Annotated in this window: 15 protein-coding genes and 3 tRNA genes; 6 read left to right on the top strand and 12 right to left on the bottom strand. The window is 64.1% G+C overall.

Features of this window, described 5'->3' with window-relative positions:
* Positions 1-171: 171 nt before the first annotated feature.
* The gene (locus G3N97_RS05565; protein WP_205992308.1) at positions 172-660 is read left to right on the top strand and encodes a phage protein NinX family protein; all 489 of its coding nucleotides are present in this window, start codon (positions 172-174) and stop codon (positions 658-660) included.
* 91 nt (positions 661-751) lie between these two features.
* Here G3N97_RS05565 and G3N97_RS05560 read toward each other — a convergent pair.
* Together G3N97_RS05560 and G3N97_RS05555 are read right to left on the bottom strand one after the other, a co-directional pair.
* Positions 752-828: transfer RNA gene (locus G3N97_RS05560), tRNA-Arg, on the bottom strand.
* 75 nt (positions 829-903) lie between these two features.
* Positions 904-980, bottom strand: a tRNA-Arg gene (locus G3N97_RS05555).
* Positions 981-1177: 197 nt separating this feature from the next.
* Between G3N97_RS05555 and greB the strand changes: the two genes are divergently transcribed.
* Positions 1178-1738, top strand: coding sequence for a transcription elongation factor GreB (greB, locus tag G3N97_RS05550; protein WP_205992307.1), 561 nt, complete (start codon positions 1178-1180; stop codon positions 1736-1738).
* 102 nt (positions 1739-1840) lie between these two features.
* Here greB and G3N97_RS05545 read toward each other — a convergent pair whose 3' ends face one another.
* Together G3N97_RS05545 and G3N97_RS05540 are read right to left on the bottom strand one after the other, a co-directional pair.
* Positions 1841-3019 carry a porin gene (locus tag G3N97_RS05545; protein ID WP_205992306.1) on the bottom strand — a complete coding sequence of 393 codons (1179 nt, stop codon included), beginning with the start codon at positions 3017-3019 and terminating at the stop codon, positions 1841-1843.
* Between the two features lie 564 nt (positions 3020-3583).
* Positions 3584-3787, bottom strand: a complete 204-nt coding sequence (locus tag G3N97_RS05540; RefSeq protein ID WP_205992305.1) for a hypothetical protein — start codon at positions 3785-3787, stop codon at positions 3584-3586.
* 402 nt (positions 3788-4189) lie between these two features.
* On the opposite strand from G3N97_RS05540, the gene G3N97_RS05535 reads away from it, so the two are divergent.
* Both G3N97_RS05535 and G3N97_RS05530 read left to right on the top strand, forming a co-directional pair.
* Complete coding sequence (locus G3N97_RS05535; protein WP_028205165.1) at positions 4190-4393, top strand: cold-shock protein; 204 nt, start codon at positions 4190-4192, stop codon at positions 4391-4393.
* Positions 4394-4697: 304 nt separating this feature from the next.
* The gene (locus G3N97_RS05530) at positions 4698-5867 is read left to right on the top strand and encodes an exonuclease domain-containing protein (protein WP_205992304.1); all 1170 of its coding nucleotides are present in this window, start codon (positions 4698-4700) and stop codon (positions 5865-5867) included.
* A gap of 3 nt (positions 5868-5870) precedes the next feature.
* Here the strand turns inward: G3N97_RS05530 and G3N97_RS05525 are convergent, their stop codons facing one another.
* Together G3N97_RS05525 and G3N97_RS05520 are read right to left on the bottom strand one after the other, a co-directional pair.
* Entirely contained in the window at positions 5871-6461 is a 591-nt protein-coding gene (locus G3N97_RS05525; RefSeq protein ID WP_205992303.1) for a chorismate mutase, read from the bottom strand.
* A 321-nt stretch (positions 6462-6782) separates the two neighbouring features.
* Positions 6783-6932 carry a hypothetical protein gene (locus tag G3N97_RS05520; protein WP_167371414.1) on the bottom strand — a complete coding sequence of 50 codons (150 nt, stop codon included), beginning with the start codon at positions 6930-6932 and terminating at the stop codon, positions 6783-6785.
* Between the two features lie 681 nt (positions 6933-7613).
* Between G3N97_RS05520 and G3N97_RS05515 the strand changes: the two genes are divergently transcribed.
* The gene (locus tag G3N97_RS05515; protein WP_205992302.1) at positions 7614-9335 is read left to right on the top strand and encodes a tetratricopeptide repeat protein; all 1722 of its coding nucleotides are present in this window, start codon (positions 7614-7616) and stop codon (positions 9333-9335) included.
* A gap of 72 nt (positions 9336-9407) precedes the next feature.
* On the opposite strand, the gene G3N97_RS05510 is transcribed toward G3N97_RS05515, so the two are convergent.
* The 3 genes from G3N97_RS05510 to pepN form a co-directional block, all read right to left on the bottom strand.
* Positions 9408-9483: transfer RNA gene (locus G3N97_RS05510), tRNA-Thr, on the bottom strand.
* Between the two features lie 66 nt (positions 9484-9549).
* Entirely contained in the window at positions 9550-10566 is a 1017-nt protein-coding gene (locus tag G3N97_RS05505) for a class 1 fructose-bisphosphatase (protein ID WP_205992301.1), read from the bottom strand.
* Positions 10567-10817: 251 nt separating this feature from the next.
* On the bottom strand, positions 10818-13508 hold the full coding sequence (gene pepN, locus G3N97_RS05500) for an aminopeptidase N (protein WP_205992345.1): 2691 nt from the start codon (positions 13506-13508) through the stop codon (positions 10818-10820).
* A gap of 403 nt (positions 13509-13911) precedes the next feature.
* On the opposite strand from pepN, the gene G3N97_RS05495 reads away from it, so the two are divergent.
* Entirely contained in the window at positions 13912-14592 is a 681-nt protein-coding gene (locus G3N97_RS05495) for a DUF4136 domain-containing protein (RefSeq protein WP_205992300.1), read from the top strand.
* A gap of 113 nt (positions 14593-14705) precedes the next feature.
* Here the strand turns inward: G3N97_RS05495 and guaD are convergent, their stop codons facing one another.
* From guaD to G3N97_RS05480, 3 genes are all read right to left on the bottom strand, one after another.
* The gene (gene guaD, locus G3N97_RS05490; RefSeq protein ID WP_205992299.1) at positions 14706-16013 is read right to left on the bottom strand and encodes a guanine deaminase; all 1308 of its coding nucleotides are present in this window, start codon (positions 16011-16013) and stop codon (positions 14706-14708) included.
* 321 nt (positions 16014-16334) lie between these two features.
* On the bottom strand, positions 16335-17372 hold the full coding sequence (locus G3N97_RS05485) for an adenosine deaminase (RefSeq protein ID WP_124260782.1): 1038 nt from the start codon (positions 17370-17372) through the stop codon (positions 16335-16337).
* A gap of 38 nt (positions 17373-17410) precedes the next feature.
* Positions 17411-17885: XdhC family protein (locus G3N97_RS05480; protein ID WP_205992298.1), on the bottom strand; the 475-nt coding region annotated here is incomplete at its 5' end.

The following is a 17885-nucleotide window of genomic DNA, read 5'->3' as shown; positions in this document are numbered from 1 at the left end:
CGCCCGGCGCGTCGCTGTCAGGCGCAGGCCGCTGCATCGGCCGCCATCTTCGCGGCGCCCGAGCGGCTCCGCCTCACTTCAGTATCTCTTTTGGGCCCGGCTTTCTGCGGCCCGCCGGCGCGGCTCGTTCGCGCCGCCTCGAAGCTCTTCAACCGGAAGCGAGGACACGCCATGAACGTAGCTGATCTCACCGGCCTCGCGCTCGACTACTGGGTGGCGCGCAGCCTGCCCGACTTCGTGCGCGAGATTTATTTCACCGACAGCGGCGAGACTGTCGCGGTGCGCGGAAACGACCGTGGGCGCGCCTGGGACGGGCGCTTCGAGCCGTCGACGTCGTGGGAGGCCGCGGGCGTCGTGCTGGACCGCGCGCAGCGTCTGGAAGTGCGCGAGCATCGCGACGGCGAGGCGGTGATCTGCGTGGCGGAGTTCGTCGGCAGCCATCGCACTGCCGAAGCGCAGGGCGCGACGATGCGCGAGGCGCTGCTGCGCGCGTTCGTGACCAGCCGTTTCGGCGACGAGGTGGAAGCGATGCTGCGCCAGCCGCAGGCGCTCTCCGGCATGCAGATGGAACTGACGGCCGAGCCGGCCAATGTGGGCGACGTGGAAGATTTGCCGCGTCCGGATGGACAGATCGGCGATATCGGCGCGCAACCGCGTTAGCGATTGCCGGTGCGAGGGCAGGGAAGGCGTCGCACGAAAACGGCGCTACAAAGACAAAGGGCCTTCCTGGTGAGGAAGGCCCTTCGAAAGGTGGTGCGGCTGGCAGGATTCGAACCCACGACCCCTTGGTTCGTAGCCAAGTACTCTATCCAACTGAGCTACAGCCGCACGCTAAAGCGATACTACTTACTGCAGTGTTACTGGAGATTTGCACGATACATCTGACGCAAAACTCTGAAAAGGTGGCGCGGCTGGCAGGATTCGAACCCACGACCCCTTGGTTCGTAGCCAAGTACTCTATCCAACTGAGCTACAGCCGCACACAGAAAAGAGATTATAGCAACGATTTCGAAAAAAGGAAGCCCCCTTATCGCAATTTGTTTGCAGACCCGCTTCGTGTACCGCATCGTGTACCCTGAAGGCAGGGCCGCAGCGTCATGCGCGCGGCGTTCCGCAACCTTCGCGGCAGTGAAGCAGACGTGTCAGTACAGCAGCGTATCGAACGTATCGAACCATCATGAACAAGGCCTTTGTCAAAGAAACGACCGACGACGATGACGATCTCGAAGCCGGTCATCCCGAGATCCCCGCCGGGACCAAGAACTACATGACGCCCGCGGGCTATCAGCGCATGCGTAGCGAGCTGCTGCATCTGCTCGACGAGGCGCGGCCCGAAGTGGTCAAGCTGGTCTCGTGGGCGGCGTCGAACGGCGACCGTTCGGAGAATGGCGACTATATCTATGGCAAGCGCAGGCTGCGCGAGATCGACCGGCGTATCCGCTTTCTGACGAAGCGGCTCGATCTGGCCGAGGTGGTCGACAGCAGCCGTCAGGAGAGCGTCGATCAGGTGTTCTTCGGCGCGACGGTCGAGTACGGCACCGAGGACGGCGAGGCGCATACGATCACGATCGTCGGGGTCGACGAAATCGATCTGGATCGCGGCCACGTGAGCTGGATTTCGCCGATCGCGCGCGCCTTGCTGAAGGCGAAGATCGGCGATCAGGTGACCTTGCATACACCCACGGGCCCGGAGTCCATCGACGTGCTGGACGTGCGTTATCCGGCGCCGGGCGCCTGAGCGCGGTAAAGGCCGCGCGAGCGGCGCGGTAAACGAAAAAAAGGCGCCCGAGGGCGCCTTTTTCAGCTGCACAGCTGGCCGGAACGGCCAGCGGCGTGAAGCTTAGAAGCGGTGACGCATACCAACCGTCACAGCGATCTGGTCTTGACGGGTCGAAGCCGAACCCAGACCGTTCAGGTAAGCACCGATGCCAGCCGAGTTGTCCGACACGTGTTGCCAGTCGCCTTGCAGGTAGACGTCCGTGCGCTTCGACAGTGCGTAGTCCGACTGCAGAGCAACCGTGTTGTAGTTCGGGTTGACACCGCCACCCAGGTTTGCGCGGGTGTACGTGTACGCGCCAGCCAGGCTCAGTGCCGGGGTCAGAGCGTAACGGATGTTGCCTTCGAAGTTCTGGAAGCGTGCGCTGTCTGCGCGGAACGCGATGCCGCCCGTCGAGCCCGTGCCCGATTGCGTACCCGAGATGCCGCCGCCGGTTGCGTCCGACAGGTTCGTCTGCGTGTAGACGATGCCAGCCGTTGCCGGGCCGAACGTGTAGTTCACGCCGCCGCCGAACGTGCGCTGACGGCCTGCCAGGAACGTCCATTCGCCGGTTTGTGCGCCGGATGCCGAAGCGGCCGGGCCGTTTGCGTTCGCGAACGTTGCGTTCGTGACGTCGTTGTTCAGCTGCAGGTAGCCGGCTGCGACGTTCAGGCCGCCCCAGTTGTACGATGCGCCGAAGCTGTACGCACGGTTGTTCGCGAATTGATCGCTGTTCGAGAACGAGTACGTGCCGCCGAACTTGAAGCCAGCGTAGTTCACGCTGCTGTACTTGATCGTGTTGTTGAAACGGATCGAGTTGTTCAGGTTGTCGTTGTCATACGGGTGAGCAGCGATCGTGCCGCCGTATTGCGTACCCGTGTTCGACAGCGGTGCCAGGTAGTCGACGACGGAGTCGTACTGGCGACCGAGGGTGACAGCACCGTACTGGTTGCTTGCCAGACCGACGAACGCTTGACGGCCGAACATGCGGCTCGACTGACCAGCCGTGCCGTTCATGATGTTGAAGCCGCTTTCCAACGTGAAGATGGCCTTCAGACCGCCACCCAGATCTTCCGAACCACGCAGGCCCCAACGGCTACCGTTGACGGTACCGCTCGTGGCCTTCCACAGGCTGTGACCGCCCGAGTTGTTTGCGTAGGTGACGCCGGCGTCGATCAGGCCGTACAGCGTGACGCTGCTTTGAGCGTGTGCTGCCGTTGCAAAAACGCCCGTGAGGGCAGCGACCATGAGAGTCTTTTTCATCTTTGTAACTCCGAGAACAGAGGTGGGTTTCGTCGAACCCTGTTTGGGAAACCGTCCACGCGAATGGCAGCGAGAGGCGAACTCGCGTGGCGCGTTAATCCGTCGAAGTCGGTTTCCGGACAGGCAGAGTGTAGAGACGGTGCTCGGAAATCAGGCATTCCGATTTGCGCAATAAAGTATTGCGGTAATGGAAATGGTTACGAGATCTTCGTTTCCGCCTTGCTGGCTGGGGCTTTCAGCGGGATTGCAAAGAGGGGAGAGTGAGTGTCAACCGAATGGCGTTGTGCGATCGCTACAACAATTGATTGCGAAAAACAACGTAAATCGCTGTCAACCGGGATTATTGCGTCCGACGTAACAGATGATTGTGTCGTGTACGGTTAATTCGCGGCCAACGCTGCAGCTATACTGAACTCGCTGCTTTCCGAAGCAGACTTTTTCGTTGACGAAAAAGATCTCCAAACCTTTGTCGGCGCGGCCACTGGCTGCGCTTTTTTTTTGCCCGCGAATAAGTAGCGGGACATTGCGCCCCGCCTCATATCGCTTCGCGAACTTCTGCCAGCCTTATTGCCCCTTTCCTTCAGGCGGTTCGGGCTGCAGACTCCAGTCTTCCATTACATAGTGCCGGGCGTCCATCGGGGAACACAGCAGGTTATGCCAGTGATCGCCGTGCCAGGAACCATAGGTATCGAGCTCGCCGGCGGCGGCCTGATCGGGACCGTCGATTTCCACGAGCCAATGAATCCAACGTCGCAATGCCGTCAGCATGATGGCCTCCCTTTGCACGCTAACGGTATTCATCATGAATTCAATGTATTACCCGAACAACCGGTAAAAACACTTACGTTTGACACTAATTGTTACATTTCGGGAAATTTTCCCGAGCATTAGCGATGGCCGTAATCAGACGGGTAAAAATGCCGCGAATCCGATAATCATTCCGCTTGCATATAATTTTTGTGCACTTTTTGATGCATGCGGGTTTATCGCGAAAACGGGAATGCTGTTATAAAAAATTCGCTTGACTGGCGATTGTCGTTCCCCGTATAACGGCACTTCTGAATTACTTCTTTAGCGCTAATTGCATTGTTGCAGGAAAAAGAAGCGATTCAGCAGGCATTCGGCGTGAGGATATAGCCCGCGTCATTAAATTTTGAGGGAAACGGAAACATGGAAACCGGTATTGTCAAATGGTTCAATGATGCAAAGGGCTTTGGCTTCATCACGTCCGACGCCGGCGGCGACGATCTGTTCGCGCACTTCTCGGAAATCCGTGCAGACGGCTTCAAGTCGCTGAAGGAAAACCAGCGTGTGTCGTTCGACGTCAAGGTTGGCCCGAAGGGCAAGCAGGCTGCGAACATCCAGCCGCTCTAAGCCGAGCGCGCTGCGCGAGCGGGCGTGAACCGCTTGCCGCACGAACAGGCCCTGGTGAAACCAGGGCTTTTTTGTTTTTGGCGTTACGCAAAGTCTTGAAAGTCGTAAAAGCCGCGTAATAATTCCCAGCGAGCATCCGTATATTAATGTGACGCACGGGAAAACCCTGATTCAAAAAAACCGTCAATCGAAATTAAAAGAATACGGGTTCCGAAGCCTGAACCGTCCATCGGGAAGTTCAGCGCGCTTCGCCCAAACGGTGCATACTTGGGCGGATTTCTTTTTCACGTCTTACTGTTTCACCATGTCCGACACCCCTCTGAGCGCCGAACTTCCGTCCGGCGACGTACCGCTTGTGTTCGTGGATCTTGAAACGACAGGCGGTTCCGTGGGCGAGCATCGCATCACGGAAGTCGGCGTCGTCGAGGTCAAGGATGGCGAGGCGACGCGCTGGAGTTCGCTCGTCGACCCGCAGCAGTCGATCCCGCCCTTCATCCAGCAGCTCACCGGCATCACTAATAGTATGGTGCGCGGCGCGCCGACGTTCGCCGAGATCGCGCCCGCGCTGTTCGAACGCCTCGCCGGCAAGTTGTTCGTCGCGCACAACGCGAGTTTCGACCGCGGCTTTCTGCGCGCCGAATTCGAGCGCGCGGGTTTCTCGTTCAATCCCGACGTGCTGTGCACCGTGCGCCTGTCGCGCGCGCTGTTTCCGTCCGAAAAGCGTCACGGACTCGATGCGCTGGTCGAGCGTCACGCGCTCGTGCCCGCCGATCGCCACCGCGCGCTCGCCGACGCCGATCTGCTGTGGCAATTCTGGCAGCGCCTGCCGGGTCTCGTGCCCGCGCAGATGCTCGCCTCGCAGATCGACCGGCTCACGCGCCGCCACCGTCTGGCGGGCGACATCACCGACGAACTGATCGAGACGGCGCCCTCCGGCCACGGCGTCTACGCGTTTTTCGGCGAGAACGATGCGCCGCTCTACGTGGGCCGCAGCGTGCGCGTGCGTCAGCGCGTGCGCTCGCATCTGTCGGGCGAGCGCCGCTCGGCGCGCGAGCAGCGCATGGCGCTGCAGGTGCGCCGCGTCGAGTGGCAGGCCACCGGCGGCGAGATTGGCGCGTTGCTCGTGGAAGCGCGCTGGATCGCGCAGTGGCGGCCGTCGTTCAACCGCGTGCCGCGCGTGTCGAAGCAGGATCCGCTGTCCGCGCCCTGGCCGTTCGACGGCGCCGTGCTGATTGAAGAGGGCGATGTCGCGAACGGCGCGCCGCTGTTCCATCTGATCGATCGCTGGTGCTATCTGGGCGCCGTCGCGAACGAGGGCGAAGCGGCCATGTTGTGCGCCGCGACGCGCGAGCCCGCATTCGAGCTCACGACCTGGCGCATTCTCCAGACGCGTTTCGAGCGCGGTCTGAGCGTGCTGCCGCTGCCCGTGACCTTGTCCGCTCCCATCGACGACGGGTTGACGACGCCCGTCTGACGCCTACGCCGTGCCGCCCACGCCGCCCGCCTCGCAGACGTGGCCGAGCGCGTGCGTCATGGCGTCGGCGCGCGTGGAGTCGTAGCGCGTCAATTCCTTCCAGTTCGCCACCGCGCGCGCGACGCGCGCGGGACAGTCGTCCGCCATGCGCGTCGACTGTGCGCGGGCGAGCGCGCCGATCAATTGTCCCGTCAGCCGGTCGAGTTGCGGACGCGTGACCGTCGCGAGATCGGGCGCCGGATCGGCGGGCGGCTGCGACGAACGCCACGTCGCGAAGAGTGCGTTCTGCACTTCGGTGCTCGCGTCGATCTGATCGCGGAAGAAGTCGCGCGCAAATGCGGGATCGACACCGGCCGCGGCGGCGCGTTTCTGGACGTCGGCGAGCAGGGCGTTTTCGCGCGGCGTATCGGTGATCGCCTTGTGATTGATCCACTTCCAGTGCGCGACCGGCTCGGCGAGCGCGAGACGCTGCGAAACCAGCGCGACGAGATTCGTGAGCGCGGTGTCGTCGCCATCGGCATGAGCCGAAACGGCGGGGAGGGCGAAGAGCAGTGCGGCGGCGCAGGACGCGAGTGCGCGAAGGCGGAAAGTCATTGCACGAGGAGGCCGGCTGGCCGAAGAGGAAAAGCGAAGGATAGCCGGTTGTGGGCGAAGTGCCCGGAATGGCGACGAGGAAATGGCGCGGCGCAGGCGCGTCGCCCGCTAGAGATTCGGCACTGAGGTGCGCAAACAGACGCGCAAACACCCATGCCGCGCGGGCGTCTCCCGCGCGTTCAGCTTGTGGTTAGCGAGCGCCCAGCGCGATACGTGCGCTACGATTGCTCGTGGCGCTGCACTGAGTCTGCGATTCGCACGCGCGAGCGTCAAACGGGCCGGTCCAAGCATCCGTTTGCGTCGCGCGACTGCGCGTCCCCGTCACTTCTGTTCGTGTGCCTTGCGCTGCTCGTCGAGAAATGCGCGCACGTGAGCGGGCAATTCATCGCCGAGAAACTCGACGGCCACCGGTTCCGGATCCGGGCTGAAAACTTGGTCCGGGGTCGGAAGCTTTGGCGGTTTGGCGTCCATGATCTTTCTCCTATGTAAGCCGATTATCCGACTCGGCCCTTCCGTCACGCTAGTGCTCCTCAGCGCAAAGGTCCTTTTACGATCTGTCTGTTGCTTTCTTCGCACAGCGATCGATTTTATCGAGCGCGCAGGAATATAATCATTCGGATTCCCCGCCTATTTTTCTGCGTCGCCCGCATTCGGACTCGCATTCCGCTTTTTAGCCGACGAATGGCCGTGCCCGAATGCAAGAGGGTTGCGCCCAGCTCCGCCAATCCCACGCCAGGCGGGCGTTGTGGCTCACACGGGCTCACACGGTGTGGCGCTCGCCAGTTCGTGCTCTCGCGGTAAACCCCCATCTCTCTACAACGGTCGATTATGAACGTCCGTTGACGCGAAATCTTTAAATACATTTAAAACTCTGTAAGCGATCGTTTCTATCGAGTCTGTTGATTAATGACTCGCTGGAAGCGCTTTCCGGACGGATTTATTGAGCGAATGCGCATGAATAAACGCCGCTGAGCGAACGCAGCGGCCTGGTTTGTGGGCGTGCGCATCGACGCTCAGAGTAAGCATCGTCAATTCAGAACCGTCCGATTCGATCCGGGGAAGCGTTCGGCTATCTTCAAATGCGCGGCGGAACCAGCCGATGCGCAGATCCGCAGCGTCGCGACGCCGTCGCACACGCCACCCGGACGCCTCATGAACGACCCCGAAACTCAAGCTCTGGCACCGTCTGCCGACGAGTGGCATCGCCGCTCGCTCGCCGCCTTTCGCGCGGGCGAAACCGCGCAGGCGCGCGATTGTCTGGACCGGGCGCTTCACATCGCGCCTCGCGACGCCACGCTCTGGGAACATCGCGGCCTGATGGCGGCGCTCGCGGGCGAGCATCTGTCCGCCGAGGCGTTCTATCACCGCGCGCTGGCGCTCTCGGGCGGCACGGCCAGCCAGCATCGCAATCTCGCCGATGTGCTGACGCTCGCCGGCCGCGCGGACGAAGCGTGCGAGCACTATCATCAAGCGCTCGCGTGCGATCCCACGCTGCATCACGCGGCGCGCCGTCTTGCCGATCTGCACCTGAAAGCGGAGCGATTCGCCGATGCCGCGCAATCGCTGCAACGCGCGTGGTCGCTCGACGAGGCGACCGCGCAGGATGGCATCGACCTGCTGAATACGTTGGCGCGTCTTTCGCCCAAGCCCGAAGCGGACATCGACGCGCTGATCGTCGCCTACCGCGCGCGTTTCGCCACGCAGGCCGTGGCGCTCAAGGAACTCGCGTTCGCGCTGAACTGCCTCGATCGCTTCGACATGGCGCTCGATGTCGCGCGGCAGGGCCTCGTTGTCGACGCCACGCTGCCGCTGCTCCATCACAACGCGGCTTACGCGCTGCACATGCGCGGCGATTTCACGGGTATGCGCCGTCACAACGAGGCGGCCGCGCGTCTCGCGCCGCATGACGTCGCCGTGCAGTTCAATCTCGCGATTTCGCTGCTGCGCGACGGCGAGTACGAGGCGGGCTGGAAGCAATACCGCTGGCACGAACGCTTCGATCACAGCCGCACGCTCGCTCGGCCGCTGTTTGCGGAGTGGCAGGGCGAGCCGGTGGACGGCCGGCGCTTTTTGCTGCTGGGCGAGCAGGGTCTCGGCGATCAGGTGCAACTGCTGCGTTGCGCGGATTGGCTCGCGCGTCGCGGGGCGCTCGTCGATGTCTGGGTCGATGCGGCGCTGGTCGGCATGGCGAATCGTGCGCGCGGTGTTCGGCGTGCGAGCGCCACGTTGCCGCAGGGACCGTACGACTACTGGTGCCGCATGTTTCGCATGCCCGAGCACATGGCGATGACGCTCGATACGCTGGCGGACGCCGTGCCGTATCTGCACGCGGCGCCCGAGGCCGTCGCGCGCTGGCGTGATCGGCTCGATGCGGCGGCGCATGGCGCGCCGGGGCGTCTGCGTGTGGGGCTGGTCTGGGCCGGCAATCCGGATTACGACCTCGACCGATATCGTTCGATGAAACTCGCCGCGCTGCTGCCCGCGCTGTTGTCGGCGATGGATGGCGCGCCGGTTTCGTGGTTCGCGCTGCAGAAGGGCGCGGCGGAGCGCGAGCTGGCCACGCTGCCCGCCGGTATCGACATCACGCCGCTTGGTCCCGAGATCGAGACTTTCGACGACACGCTGGCCATCGCGCAGTCGCTCGATCTGGTGATCACGGTCGATACCTCGGTCGCGCATCTGGCGGGAGCGTCGGGTGTGCCGGTGTGGGTGTTGCTGCCGCTCTGCACCGATTGGCGCTGGATGAGCGACCGCGACGACAGCCCGTGGTATCCGTCGGCGCGTCTTTTCAGGCAGCGCGAACTGGGCAATTGGGATGAAGTGGTCGAGGCGGTGCGCGTGGCGCTACTCGCGTTAGCGGCTGTACGCAGCTAGAGGAGAAGGGGAGAAAAGCCGCCGGAAAACAAAAAGCCCAGTCCGAAGACTGGGCTTTTTGATGAAACTTGGTGGTGCCGGAAAGAGGAATCGAACCCCCGACCTTCGCATTACGAATGCGCTGCTCTACCGTCTGAGCTATTCCGGCGTCACATCAGAGAAGAAAGATTATAGAAAAGTGCTCGCAGGAATGCAAGCCCTTTTCGCATCTTTTTTACTTCTTGGCTTCGTGGTGATAGCGCGTGACGCGCTCGACCTCGTTCTTCGAGCCGAGGAACACGGCGACGCGCTCGTGCAGGCTGGTCGGCTGGATGTCGAGAATGCGATCCACGCCGTTGGTGGCCATGCCGCCCGCCTGTTCGACGATGAACGACATCGGGTTCGCCTCGTACATCAGGCGCAGCTTGCCCGGCTTCGACGGATCGCGCTTGTCGGCCGGATACATGAAGATGCCGCCGCGATTCAGGATACGGTGCACGTCGGCGACCATCGACGCGATCCAGCGCATGTTGAAGTTCTCGCCGCGCGGGCCGTCCTTGCCTTCGTTCAGCTCGCCGATGTACTGCTGGACCGGCTCATACCAGTGACGCGCGTTCGACGCGTTGATCGCGTATTCGCGCGTGTCTTCCGGAATGCGCATGTTGCTTTGAGTGAGCACCCACGAACCGAGTTCGCGGTCGAGCGTGAAGCAGTTCACGCCGTTGCCGGTGGTGAGCACGAGCACGGTTTGCGGACCGTAGACGGCGTAGCCCGCCGCGACCTGCTTCGTGCCCGGTTGCAGGAACGATTCCTCGGTGGCTTGCTGGCCGTCCGGGCAGCGCAGGACCGAGAAGATCGTGCCGATCGAGACGTTCACGTCGATGTTCGACGAGCCGTCGAGCGGATCGAACACCAGCAGGTATTCGCCCTTCGGATAGTTGGCCGGGATCGGGAAGAACGTTTCCATTTCCTCCGACGCCATGGCCGCGAGATTGCCGCCCCATTCGTTGGCGTCGAGCAGGATTTCGTTCGACAGGATGTCGAGGTTCTTCTGCACTTCGCCCTGGACGTTCTCGCTGCCCGCCGTGCCGAGAGCGTCGCCGAGCGCGCCCTTGCTGACGTTGAAGCTGATCGCCTTGCAGGCGCGTGCGACGACTTCGATCAACAGACGCAGGTCGGCGGGCAGGTTCTTGTGCTCGCGTTGCTGCTCGATCAGGTATTTCGTAAGAGTGGTACGACGGTGCAAAGCCATTGCAGTACTCCGGGGAGCTTGGGGAATAGCGCAATTCTACCCGCTGGGCTGTGACTGCCCGATGCGTAAAACGGCAAAAAGGCCGCCAGTGGGCGCTCCGGCGCGCCGGGCTGGGGTTGCGGCGAGGAAAATATTCGAAAAAAATCCGCGAAAAAATGGCCGAAAAAAAGCCGGCCCCATGAAGCTTACGGGGCCGGCCTTGCGTGCCGTGCTCGATGCATCAACGCATCAACGCATCGCGCGATGGTCCGTCAGGCAAGCGCCTTTTCGACGATCTCGCGCACATCGCGCGACTTCGCCTGCTTCGCGACCTGTTCGAGCGCTGCGCGCATCGCGTCGCGCAGCTTCGGCGTGAAGCGGCGCCACAGTTCCAGATTGCGCGCGAGGCGCGCGGCCACCTGCGGGTTGATCGCGTCGAGCGCGATGACCTGCTCGGCCCAGAACGCGTAGCCCGAGCCGTCGGCGGCGTGGAACTGCGCCGGATTTGCCGCGCAGAAGCTGAAGATCAGCGAGCGCGCGCGGTTCGGATTCTTCAGATTGAAGGCCGGATGGCGCATCAGCGCGCGCACCGCCTCGATCACCGGACGCTGCGCCGTGCCGCGCTGCGTGGCCTGCAGCGAGAACCACTTGTCGATCACGAGCGGCTCGTTTTCAAAGCGCGCGTAGAAGTCTTCGAGCGCACGCTTCGACGCGTCGTCGCCCGAAGCCGCCGAGGCGTTCAGCAAGGCCGACAGCGCAGCCGCGCGATCGGTCATGTTGTTCGCGGCGTCGTACTGCGCGCTCGCGAGGCGCAGCGCGTCGGCAGGATCGTCGAGTTCGGCGAGGTACGAGAGCGCGAGGTTCTTCAGGCCGCGGTGGCCGGCGGCTTCCGGCGTCGGCTCATAGGCGCCCGGCGTGACGTTCTGCGCGTAGGCGGCGAGCCACTCGGCCTTGAGCGCGTTCGCGAGCTGCTTGCGAACGAACTGGCGCGCGGCGTGCACGGCGGCCGGATCGGACTCGGCCATCTGCTCGGCCAGATAGGTTTCCGACGGCAGCATCAGCGCGAGTTCACGGAACGACGGCGAGAGCGAGGCGTCCGTCAGCACGCGGCGGAACGCTTCGACGAGCGCCTGGCTCACCTCCAGCGGTTGGCCCTGGCTCGCGCGCGTGGCGAGCGTCAGCAATTCGCGCGTGGCGAGACGCTGGCCCGCTTCCCAGCGGTTGAACGGATCGCTGTCGTGCGCGAGCAGGAAGGCGAGTTCGTCGGCGGCGTAGTCGTACTCGACGATCACCGGCGCCGAGAAGTTGCGCAGCAGCGAGGGCAGCGGCTTCTCGTTCACGTCGACGAACGTGAAGGTCTGCTGCGCTTCGGTGAATTCGAGCACGCGCGTCGTGCCGCCGGCGGCGCTTTCGCCGTCGAGCTTGAGCGGCAGATCCTGGCCGTTCGCGCCGATCAGGCCGATCGCGAACGGAATATGCAGCGGTCCCTTCTGCGTTTCGCGCGCGGCGGGCGAGCCGTTCGCGTAGCCCTGCGTGAGCGTCACGGTATAGCGCTTGGCGGCTTCGTCGTAGCGCGTGCTGACGGTCACGCGCGGCGTGCCCGCCTGGCTGTACCAGCGCTCGAACTGCGCGAGGTCGCGGCCGTTGGCGTCGGCCATCGCGCGGCGGAAGTCGTCGCAGGTCACGGCCTGGCCGTCGTGGCGCTGGAAGTACAGGTCCATCCCCTTGCGGAAGCCGTCGCGGCCGAACAGCGTCTGATACATCCGCACGACTTCCGAGCCTTTCTCGTAGACGGTCATCGTGTAGAAGTTGTTGATCTCGACGTAGCTTTCCGGGCGTACCGGATGCGCCATCGGGCCCGCGTCTTCGGCGAACTGCATCTGGCGCAGCACGCGCACGTCTTCGATACGCTTGGTGGCGCGCGCGGCTTCGTTCTCGTCGCCGCCCGACATCGCCGCCGAGAATTCCTGGTCGCGGAACACCGTGAGGCCTTCCTTCAGGCTCAGCTGGAACCAGTCGCGGCAGGTCACGCGGTTGCCGGTCCAGTTGTGGAAGTACTCGTGGCCGACCACGGCTTCGATGTTGGCGAAGTCGACGTCGGTGGCCGTTTCCGGATTCGCGAGCACGTACTTCGTGTTGAAGATGTTGAGCCCCTTGTTCTCCATCGCGCCCATGTTGAAGTCGCTCACGGCGACGATCATGAAGCGGTCGAGATCGAGTTCGAGGCCGAAGCGCGACTCGTCCCAGCGGATTGAGTTGATCAGCGAGTCCATGGCGTGCTGCGTCTTGTCGAGATCGTGCGGCTCGACCCAGACCTGCAGCAATTTTTCCTTGCCCGAGCCGCTCTGGATGCGCTCTTCGAGCGCCACCAGCTTGCCCGCGACCAGCGCGAACAGATAGCTCGGCTTGCGGAACGGGTCTTCCCACTTCGCATAGTGGCGGCCGTCGGGCAGGTCGCCTTCGGCGATCAGGTTGCCGTTCGAGAGCAGCACGGGATAGGCGGTCTTGTCGGCGCGCAGCGTGACCGTGTACGTGGCCATCACGTCCGGGCGGTCGAGGAACCAGGTGATGCGGCGAAAGCCTTCCGCCTCGCACTGCGTGAAGAAGTTGCCGCCCGACACGTACAGACCCGAGAGCGTGGTGTTGGCGGCCGGATCGCAGGCGCCGGTCAGCGTGAGCGTGAACGACTCGGGCACGTTCTCGACCGTCAGGCCATGCTCGTGCGTGCGCACGTGCTCGTAAGGCGTGCCGTCGATCGACGCGCCGATGAACTCGAGCTGCTCGCCCATCAGCTCCAGATGCGCGGCATGCTTCGCCGCCGGATTGCGGCGCACGGCGAGCGTGCTCTTGACGATGGTGCGCTCGGGCACGAGGTCGAATTCGAGGTCGACGGTGTCGATCAGGAAGGCGGGCGGCGCGTAGTCTTCGCGGCGGATCACGTTAGGCGTAGCGGTATCGGACAGGGTTTGCATGGGCGAATGTGGGTGAGCGGCTCGAATCGGATAGGGTAGGCCGCACTGCGATGGCCTGCCGTCCCATTGTACAAAGGCTCGGGCCGCTTGTCCGTCGGGGCAAAAAGCGGGGGCAAAAAGCGGCGGTGCTCGCGACAGAAGGCGCATCATGAGCAAATGGCCGCGCGCGGCGGCGCCGAACTTTCCTGGCGCCGCGCGAGTCAGTATGATCGTGCTGCCGCAAAACGAGCGCGACCCCGATTTCAGTCGGCTTTCGACGCACCGGCGCGCACCTCGCGAAACTGCATCAGACAGGGAATAAGCGAGGCGGCTGATTCGTAACGCAAACAGGTGAAGCACGCGGTCCCCACGACTGCGCTTTTCCCACCACTGGCACTACTGCAACGAGAAGACCATGATGCCCGACCGATGGACCCGCCGCGCCCTGCTGATGCTGGCGGCGCTAGCCGTGACGATGTCCGGCTGTACCACGTACGTGACGAGCCAGGTGACCGCGTTCTCCGCCTGGAACGGCGGCAGCGACGCCACGCGCACCTATGCGTTCACGCGCAATCCCACTCAGGAACACAGCATCGAGCAGTCGACCTACGAGAATCTCGTGGCCGACGGGCTCGACGTGCAGGCGTTTCATCAGGTGCCCGAGCCGCAGGCGCGCTACCTCGTGGGCCTCGCCTACGGCAGCCGCATGGACACCGTGACGGTCGCCCAGCCCGTGTTCTACAACCCGTGGCCGAGCCCGTACTGGGGGCCGTTCAATCCGTGGGGCCCCTGGGGTCCGTACGGTCCGGCCTACGTGAACCAGAGCTATCCGGTCTATTCGCATGCGCTGTCGATCCGCATCACGGAGAAGAGCAGCGGCAAGGAGGTCTATAACGTCTCCGCGCGCACCTCGGGCGACGATCCCTCGCTCGTGCGCGTGATGCCCTACCTCGTGCGCAGCGCACTCGCGAATTTCCCGCTGCAGAACGGCACGGTCACGCAGGTGAAGCTGCCGCTCGACAAGCAGGGCGGCGCACCCAACGAGGCGGCCGCGCCGGTTCCCGCTTCGGCGCCCGGCAACGCGCAGGCGAAGTAAGCCGCGCGAACCTGCTCGCCGCAGCGCATGAAAAAAGCGCGCCGGACCCGCAAGGGCCGGCGCGCTTCGTTTTGGGCTGGGCGTTCCAGCGCCTGGTTCGACGCGATAACGCCTTAACGCCGCGCTTGCTCGCGGCTATGCACGCGCGCGCCTGCCGCATACGTTTCGTAGATGGCGCGGTCGTCGCCGAGCAGCGCGAACGCGAACAGCAGTTCTTCGAGCGAGTCCGCGCGTGCGGTGCGGCGCGCGAGCAGCGGCGTCGCCTTCGGGTCGAGCACCACGAAGTCGGCTTCGGACTGCGGCGCGAGCGTGCCGATCTTGTCGGCGAGATCGAGCGCCTGCGCCGCGCCCGCCGTCGCGAGCCAGAACATGCGCGTGGCCGTCAGATGATGACCGCCCATGCGCGCGACCTTGTGCGCCTCGTTCATGGTTTGCAGCATCGAAAACGAGGTGCCGCCGCCCACGTCGGTCGCGAGCGTCACGGGCATCTGCGTCTCCTGCGCCTTGTCGAAGTCGAACAGGCCGCTGCCGAGGAACAGATTCGAGGTCGGGCAATGCGCCGCGACCGCGCCGGTTTCGGCCATGCGGCGGCGGTCCTCGTCGTCGAGCCAGATGCAGTGGCCGTAGACCGCGCGGCGGCGCAGCAGGCTGTAATGGTCGTAGACGTCGAGATAGCTGCGCTGGCGCGGAAACAGCGATTTCACCCATGCCACTTCGTCGAGATTCTCGGCCACGTGGCTCTGGATGAAGATGTCGCCGTGCGCCTTCGCGAGCGCCTCGCAGGCTTCGAGCTGCGCCTCGGTCGAGGTCGGCGCGAAGCGCGGCGTGAGCGCGTACATCTGGCGGCCGTTGTTGTGCCAGCGCGCGATCAGTTCGGCGCTGTCGTCGTAGCCGGTTTGCGGCGTGTCGCGCAGAAACTCGGGGCAGTGGCGGTCCATCAGCACCTTGCCCGCGACCATGCGCAGGTTCTTCGCCTCGCTCGCCGTGAAGAGCGCGTCGGCCGACTGCTTGTGCACCGTGCAGTAGACGAGCGCCGTGGTGGTGCCGCTGGCGAGCAGTTCGTCGACGAAAAAGCGCGCCGTGTCGGCGGCCACGGCTTCGTCGGCGAAACCGCGCTCGGTCGGGAACGTGTACGTTTCCAGCCACGGCAGCAGGCCCGGCGCCGGCGACGCGATCATGTCGGTCTGCGGATAGTGAATGTGCGTGTCGATAAAGCCCGGCACGATCAGCTTGTCGCGCAGATCCTGCACGCTCGCGCCTTCGCTCACGCGGTCCTTGAGCGCGGACCACGCGCCGGACGCGGCCACGCGGCCATCCTCGACGATCACGACGCCGTCCTCGTGGAACACGGCGGCGTCGGGCGACTGCGCGGGGTCGCCGGTGAACGTCAACAGTTTTGCGCGAAAAGCCGATTGAGTCATGAGTCCTTCGTCTCCGGAAAATTCAGGTATTCGTCAGCAGCTTGCGTGCGCGCTTCGTCATGGCTTCGTCATCGCATTGGCGCGCATCGCGCGCGCCGCTCCTGAGAACGCGGCGCGCCGTCGTCGGCTTTCTTTATCGGTGGCGAAAACCGGGCGTCGAAAAATCGAGGCGCGACAGCGCCCCGGGCGCGGCGCGCGTGCGCCGTTCCCTGAGTCTTGCTTCGTGCTTCATGGGCGCTGCCCGGGCCGGTGCGTTCCGTGCCGATGCGTCCCGTGCCGATCAGGCAGCGCGGCGGCGAGGCTCGCCGAACGCGTTGCCGCTCAGCTCGCCGTCCAGTAAGCGTCGAGCTTCGCGATCAGCGCGGCGCGCTCCTCGGGCGTCACGAACGACGCCTCGAAGCCATTGCGCAGAATCGTGTACACCTCCTGATCGTCGAGCTTCAGCGCGTCGATGATTGCGCTGTAGTTCTCGTTCACGTAGCCGCCGAAGTAGGCCGGATCGTCGGAATTGACGGTGACCGCGACGCCCTGGTCGAGCAGTTGCTTGAGCGTGTGCTGCGTCATGTCGTCGAACACGCAGAGCTTCGTGTTCGAGAGCGGGCAGACGGTCAGCGCCACGCGCGTGTCGGCGAGACGCGTGACGAGCGCCGGGTCCTCGATGCTGCGCACGCCGTGATCGACGCGATCGACCTTGAGCAGATCGAGCGCTTCGTAGATGTAGGCGGGCGGGCCTTCCTCGCCCGCGTGCGCGACGAGCTTCAGGCCCTTCGCGCGCGCCTTCTCGAACACGCGTTCGAACTTCGAAGGCGGATGGCCGCGCTCCGACGAGTCGAGGCCCACGCCGATCATGCGCGGATAACGGTCGAACACCGGCAGCGCGGCGTCCCACGTGGCGAGCGCGTCGGCTTCGCTCAGATGGCGCAGGAAGCACAGGATCAGCTTGCTCGTGAGGCCGCGCTTTTCAGCGTCGGCGAGCGCGCGGTCGATGCCCGCGACCACCGTGTCGATCGACACGCCGCGCTCGGTGTGCGTCTGCGGATCGAAGAAAATTTCGGTGTGCGTGACGTGGTCGGCGAGCGCGCGCTCGCAGTACGCCATCGTCATGTCGTAGAAGTCCTGCTCGTGCAGCAGCACGCTCGCGCCCGCGTAGTAGATGTCGAGAAACGACTGCAGGTCGGTGAACGCGTAGGCCGCGCGCAGCGCGTCGATCGATTCGTACGCGAGCGTCACGTTGTTGCGCTGCGCGAGCGCGAAGATCAGTTCGGGTTCGAGCGAGCCTTCGATATGGATGTGCAGCTCGGCTTTCGGTGCGCCGAAGGCCTTCTGGACCAGCGGATTGGCGTGGGTCGTGATCGTCATGGTGTGGTCGGTCGATTCTGTTCGTTCAATAAGTGACATCACGCGGAATGGGGCATGGCGGCCGTCGAGCGCGCGGGCGCCGAGGCGGCCTCGATCGCCTGCAGCAACTGCGCGGCGGCCGAAATGGCGATGACCTCGGGCGACTTGTCGACGATGCCGTCCACGCCGAGCGGGCAGTTCATGCGCGCGATCTGCATCGGGTCGATGCCGCGCGCGGCCAGCCGGTGCTCGAACTGCTTGCGCTTCGCGTGCGAGCCGATCATGCCGAAGAACACGAAGTCGCCGCGTCGCAGGATGCGTTCGGCGAGATCGAGGTCGTGCGCATGATCGTGCGTCATCACGATAAAGCTGGTGCCGGGCGGCGCGGCGTCGACGGCGTCGTCGGGCGCGTCGCTGGCGTCGATGACGACGTTCGGCGCGCCCAGTGCCGCGAACGCTTCCGGCGAGGGAAACGCCGCGTCGCGCTCGTCGACCCAGCGCACGCGGCAGGGCAGCGTGCCGAGCACGCGCACG

It is taken from the genome of Paraburkholderia sp. Ac-20347, assembly GCF_017104805.1.
Classification (GTDB): domain Bacteria; phylum Pseudomonadota; class Gammaproteobacteria; order Burkholderiales; family Burkholderiaceae; genus Paraburkholderia; species Paraburkholderia tropica.
This window is presented reverse-complemented; position numbering and strand designations above follow the sequence as displayed.

Coding starts and splice junctions, on each gene's coding strand:
- G3N97_RS05545 (WP_205992306.1), bottom strand. CDS start 3,019: ATGAAAAAGACTCTCATGGTCGCTGCCCTCACGGGCGTTTTTGCAACG.
- G3N97_RS05525 (WP_205992303.1), bottom strand. CDS start 6,461: ATGACTTTCCGCCTTCGCGCACTCGCGTCCTGCGCCGCCGCACTGCTC.
- G3N97_RS05495 (WP_205992300.1), top strand. CDS start 13,912: ATGATGCCCGACCGATGGACCCGCCGCGCCCTGCTGATGCTGGCGGCG.
- G3N97_RS05565 (WP_205992308.1), top strand. CDS start 172: ATGAACGTAGCTGATCTCACCGGCCTCGCGCTCGACTACTGGGTGGCG.
- G3N97_RS05520 (WP_167371414.1), bottom strand. CDS start 6,932: ATGGACGCCAAACCGCCAAAGCTTCCGACCCCGGACCAAGTTTTCAGC.
- G3N97_RS05515 (WP_205992302.1), top strand. CDS start 7,614: ATGAACGACCCCGAAACTCAAGCTCTGGCACCGTCTGCCGACGAGTGG.
- G3N97_RS05505 (WP_205992301.1), bottom strand. CDS start 10,566: ATGGCTTTGCACCGTCGTACCACTCTTACGAAATACCTGATCGAGCAG.
- G3N97_RS05535 (WP_028205165.1), top strand. CDS start 4,190: ATGGAAACCGGTATTGTCAAATGGTTCAATGATGCAAAGGGCTTTGGC.
- guaD (WP_205992299.1), bottom strand. CDS start 16,013: ATGACTCAATCGGCTTTTCGCGCAAAACTGTTGACGTTCACCGGCGAC.
- greB (WP_205992307.1), top strand. CDS start 1,178: ATGAACAAGGCCTTTGTCAAAGAAACGACCGACGACGATGACGATCTC.
- G3N97_RS05540 (WP_205992305.1), bottom strand. CDS start 3,787: ATGCTGACGGCATTGCGACGTTGGATTCATTGGCTCGTGGAAATCGAC.
- G3N97_RS05530 (WP_205992304.1), top strand. CDS start 4,698: ATGTCCGACACCCCTCTGAGCGCCGAACTTCCGTCCGGCGACGTACCG.
- G3N97_RS05485 (WP_124260782.1), bottom strand. CDS start 17,372: ATGACGATCACGACCCACGCCAATCCGCTGGTCCAGAAGGCCTTCGGC.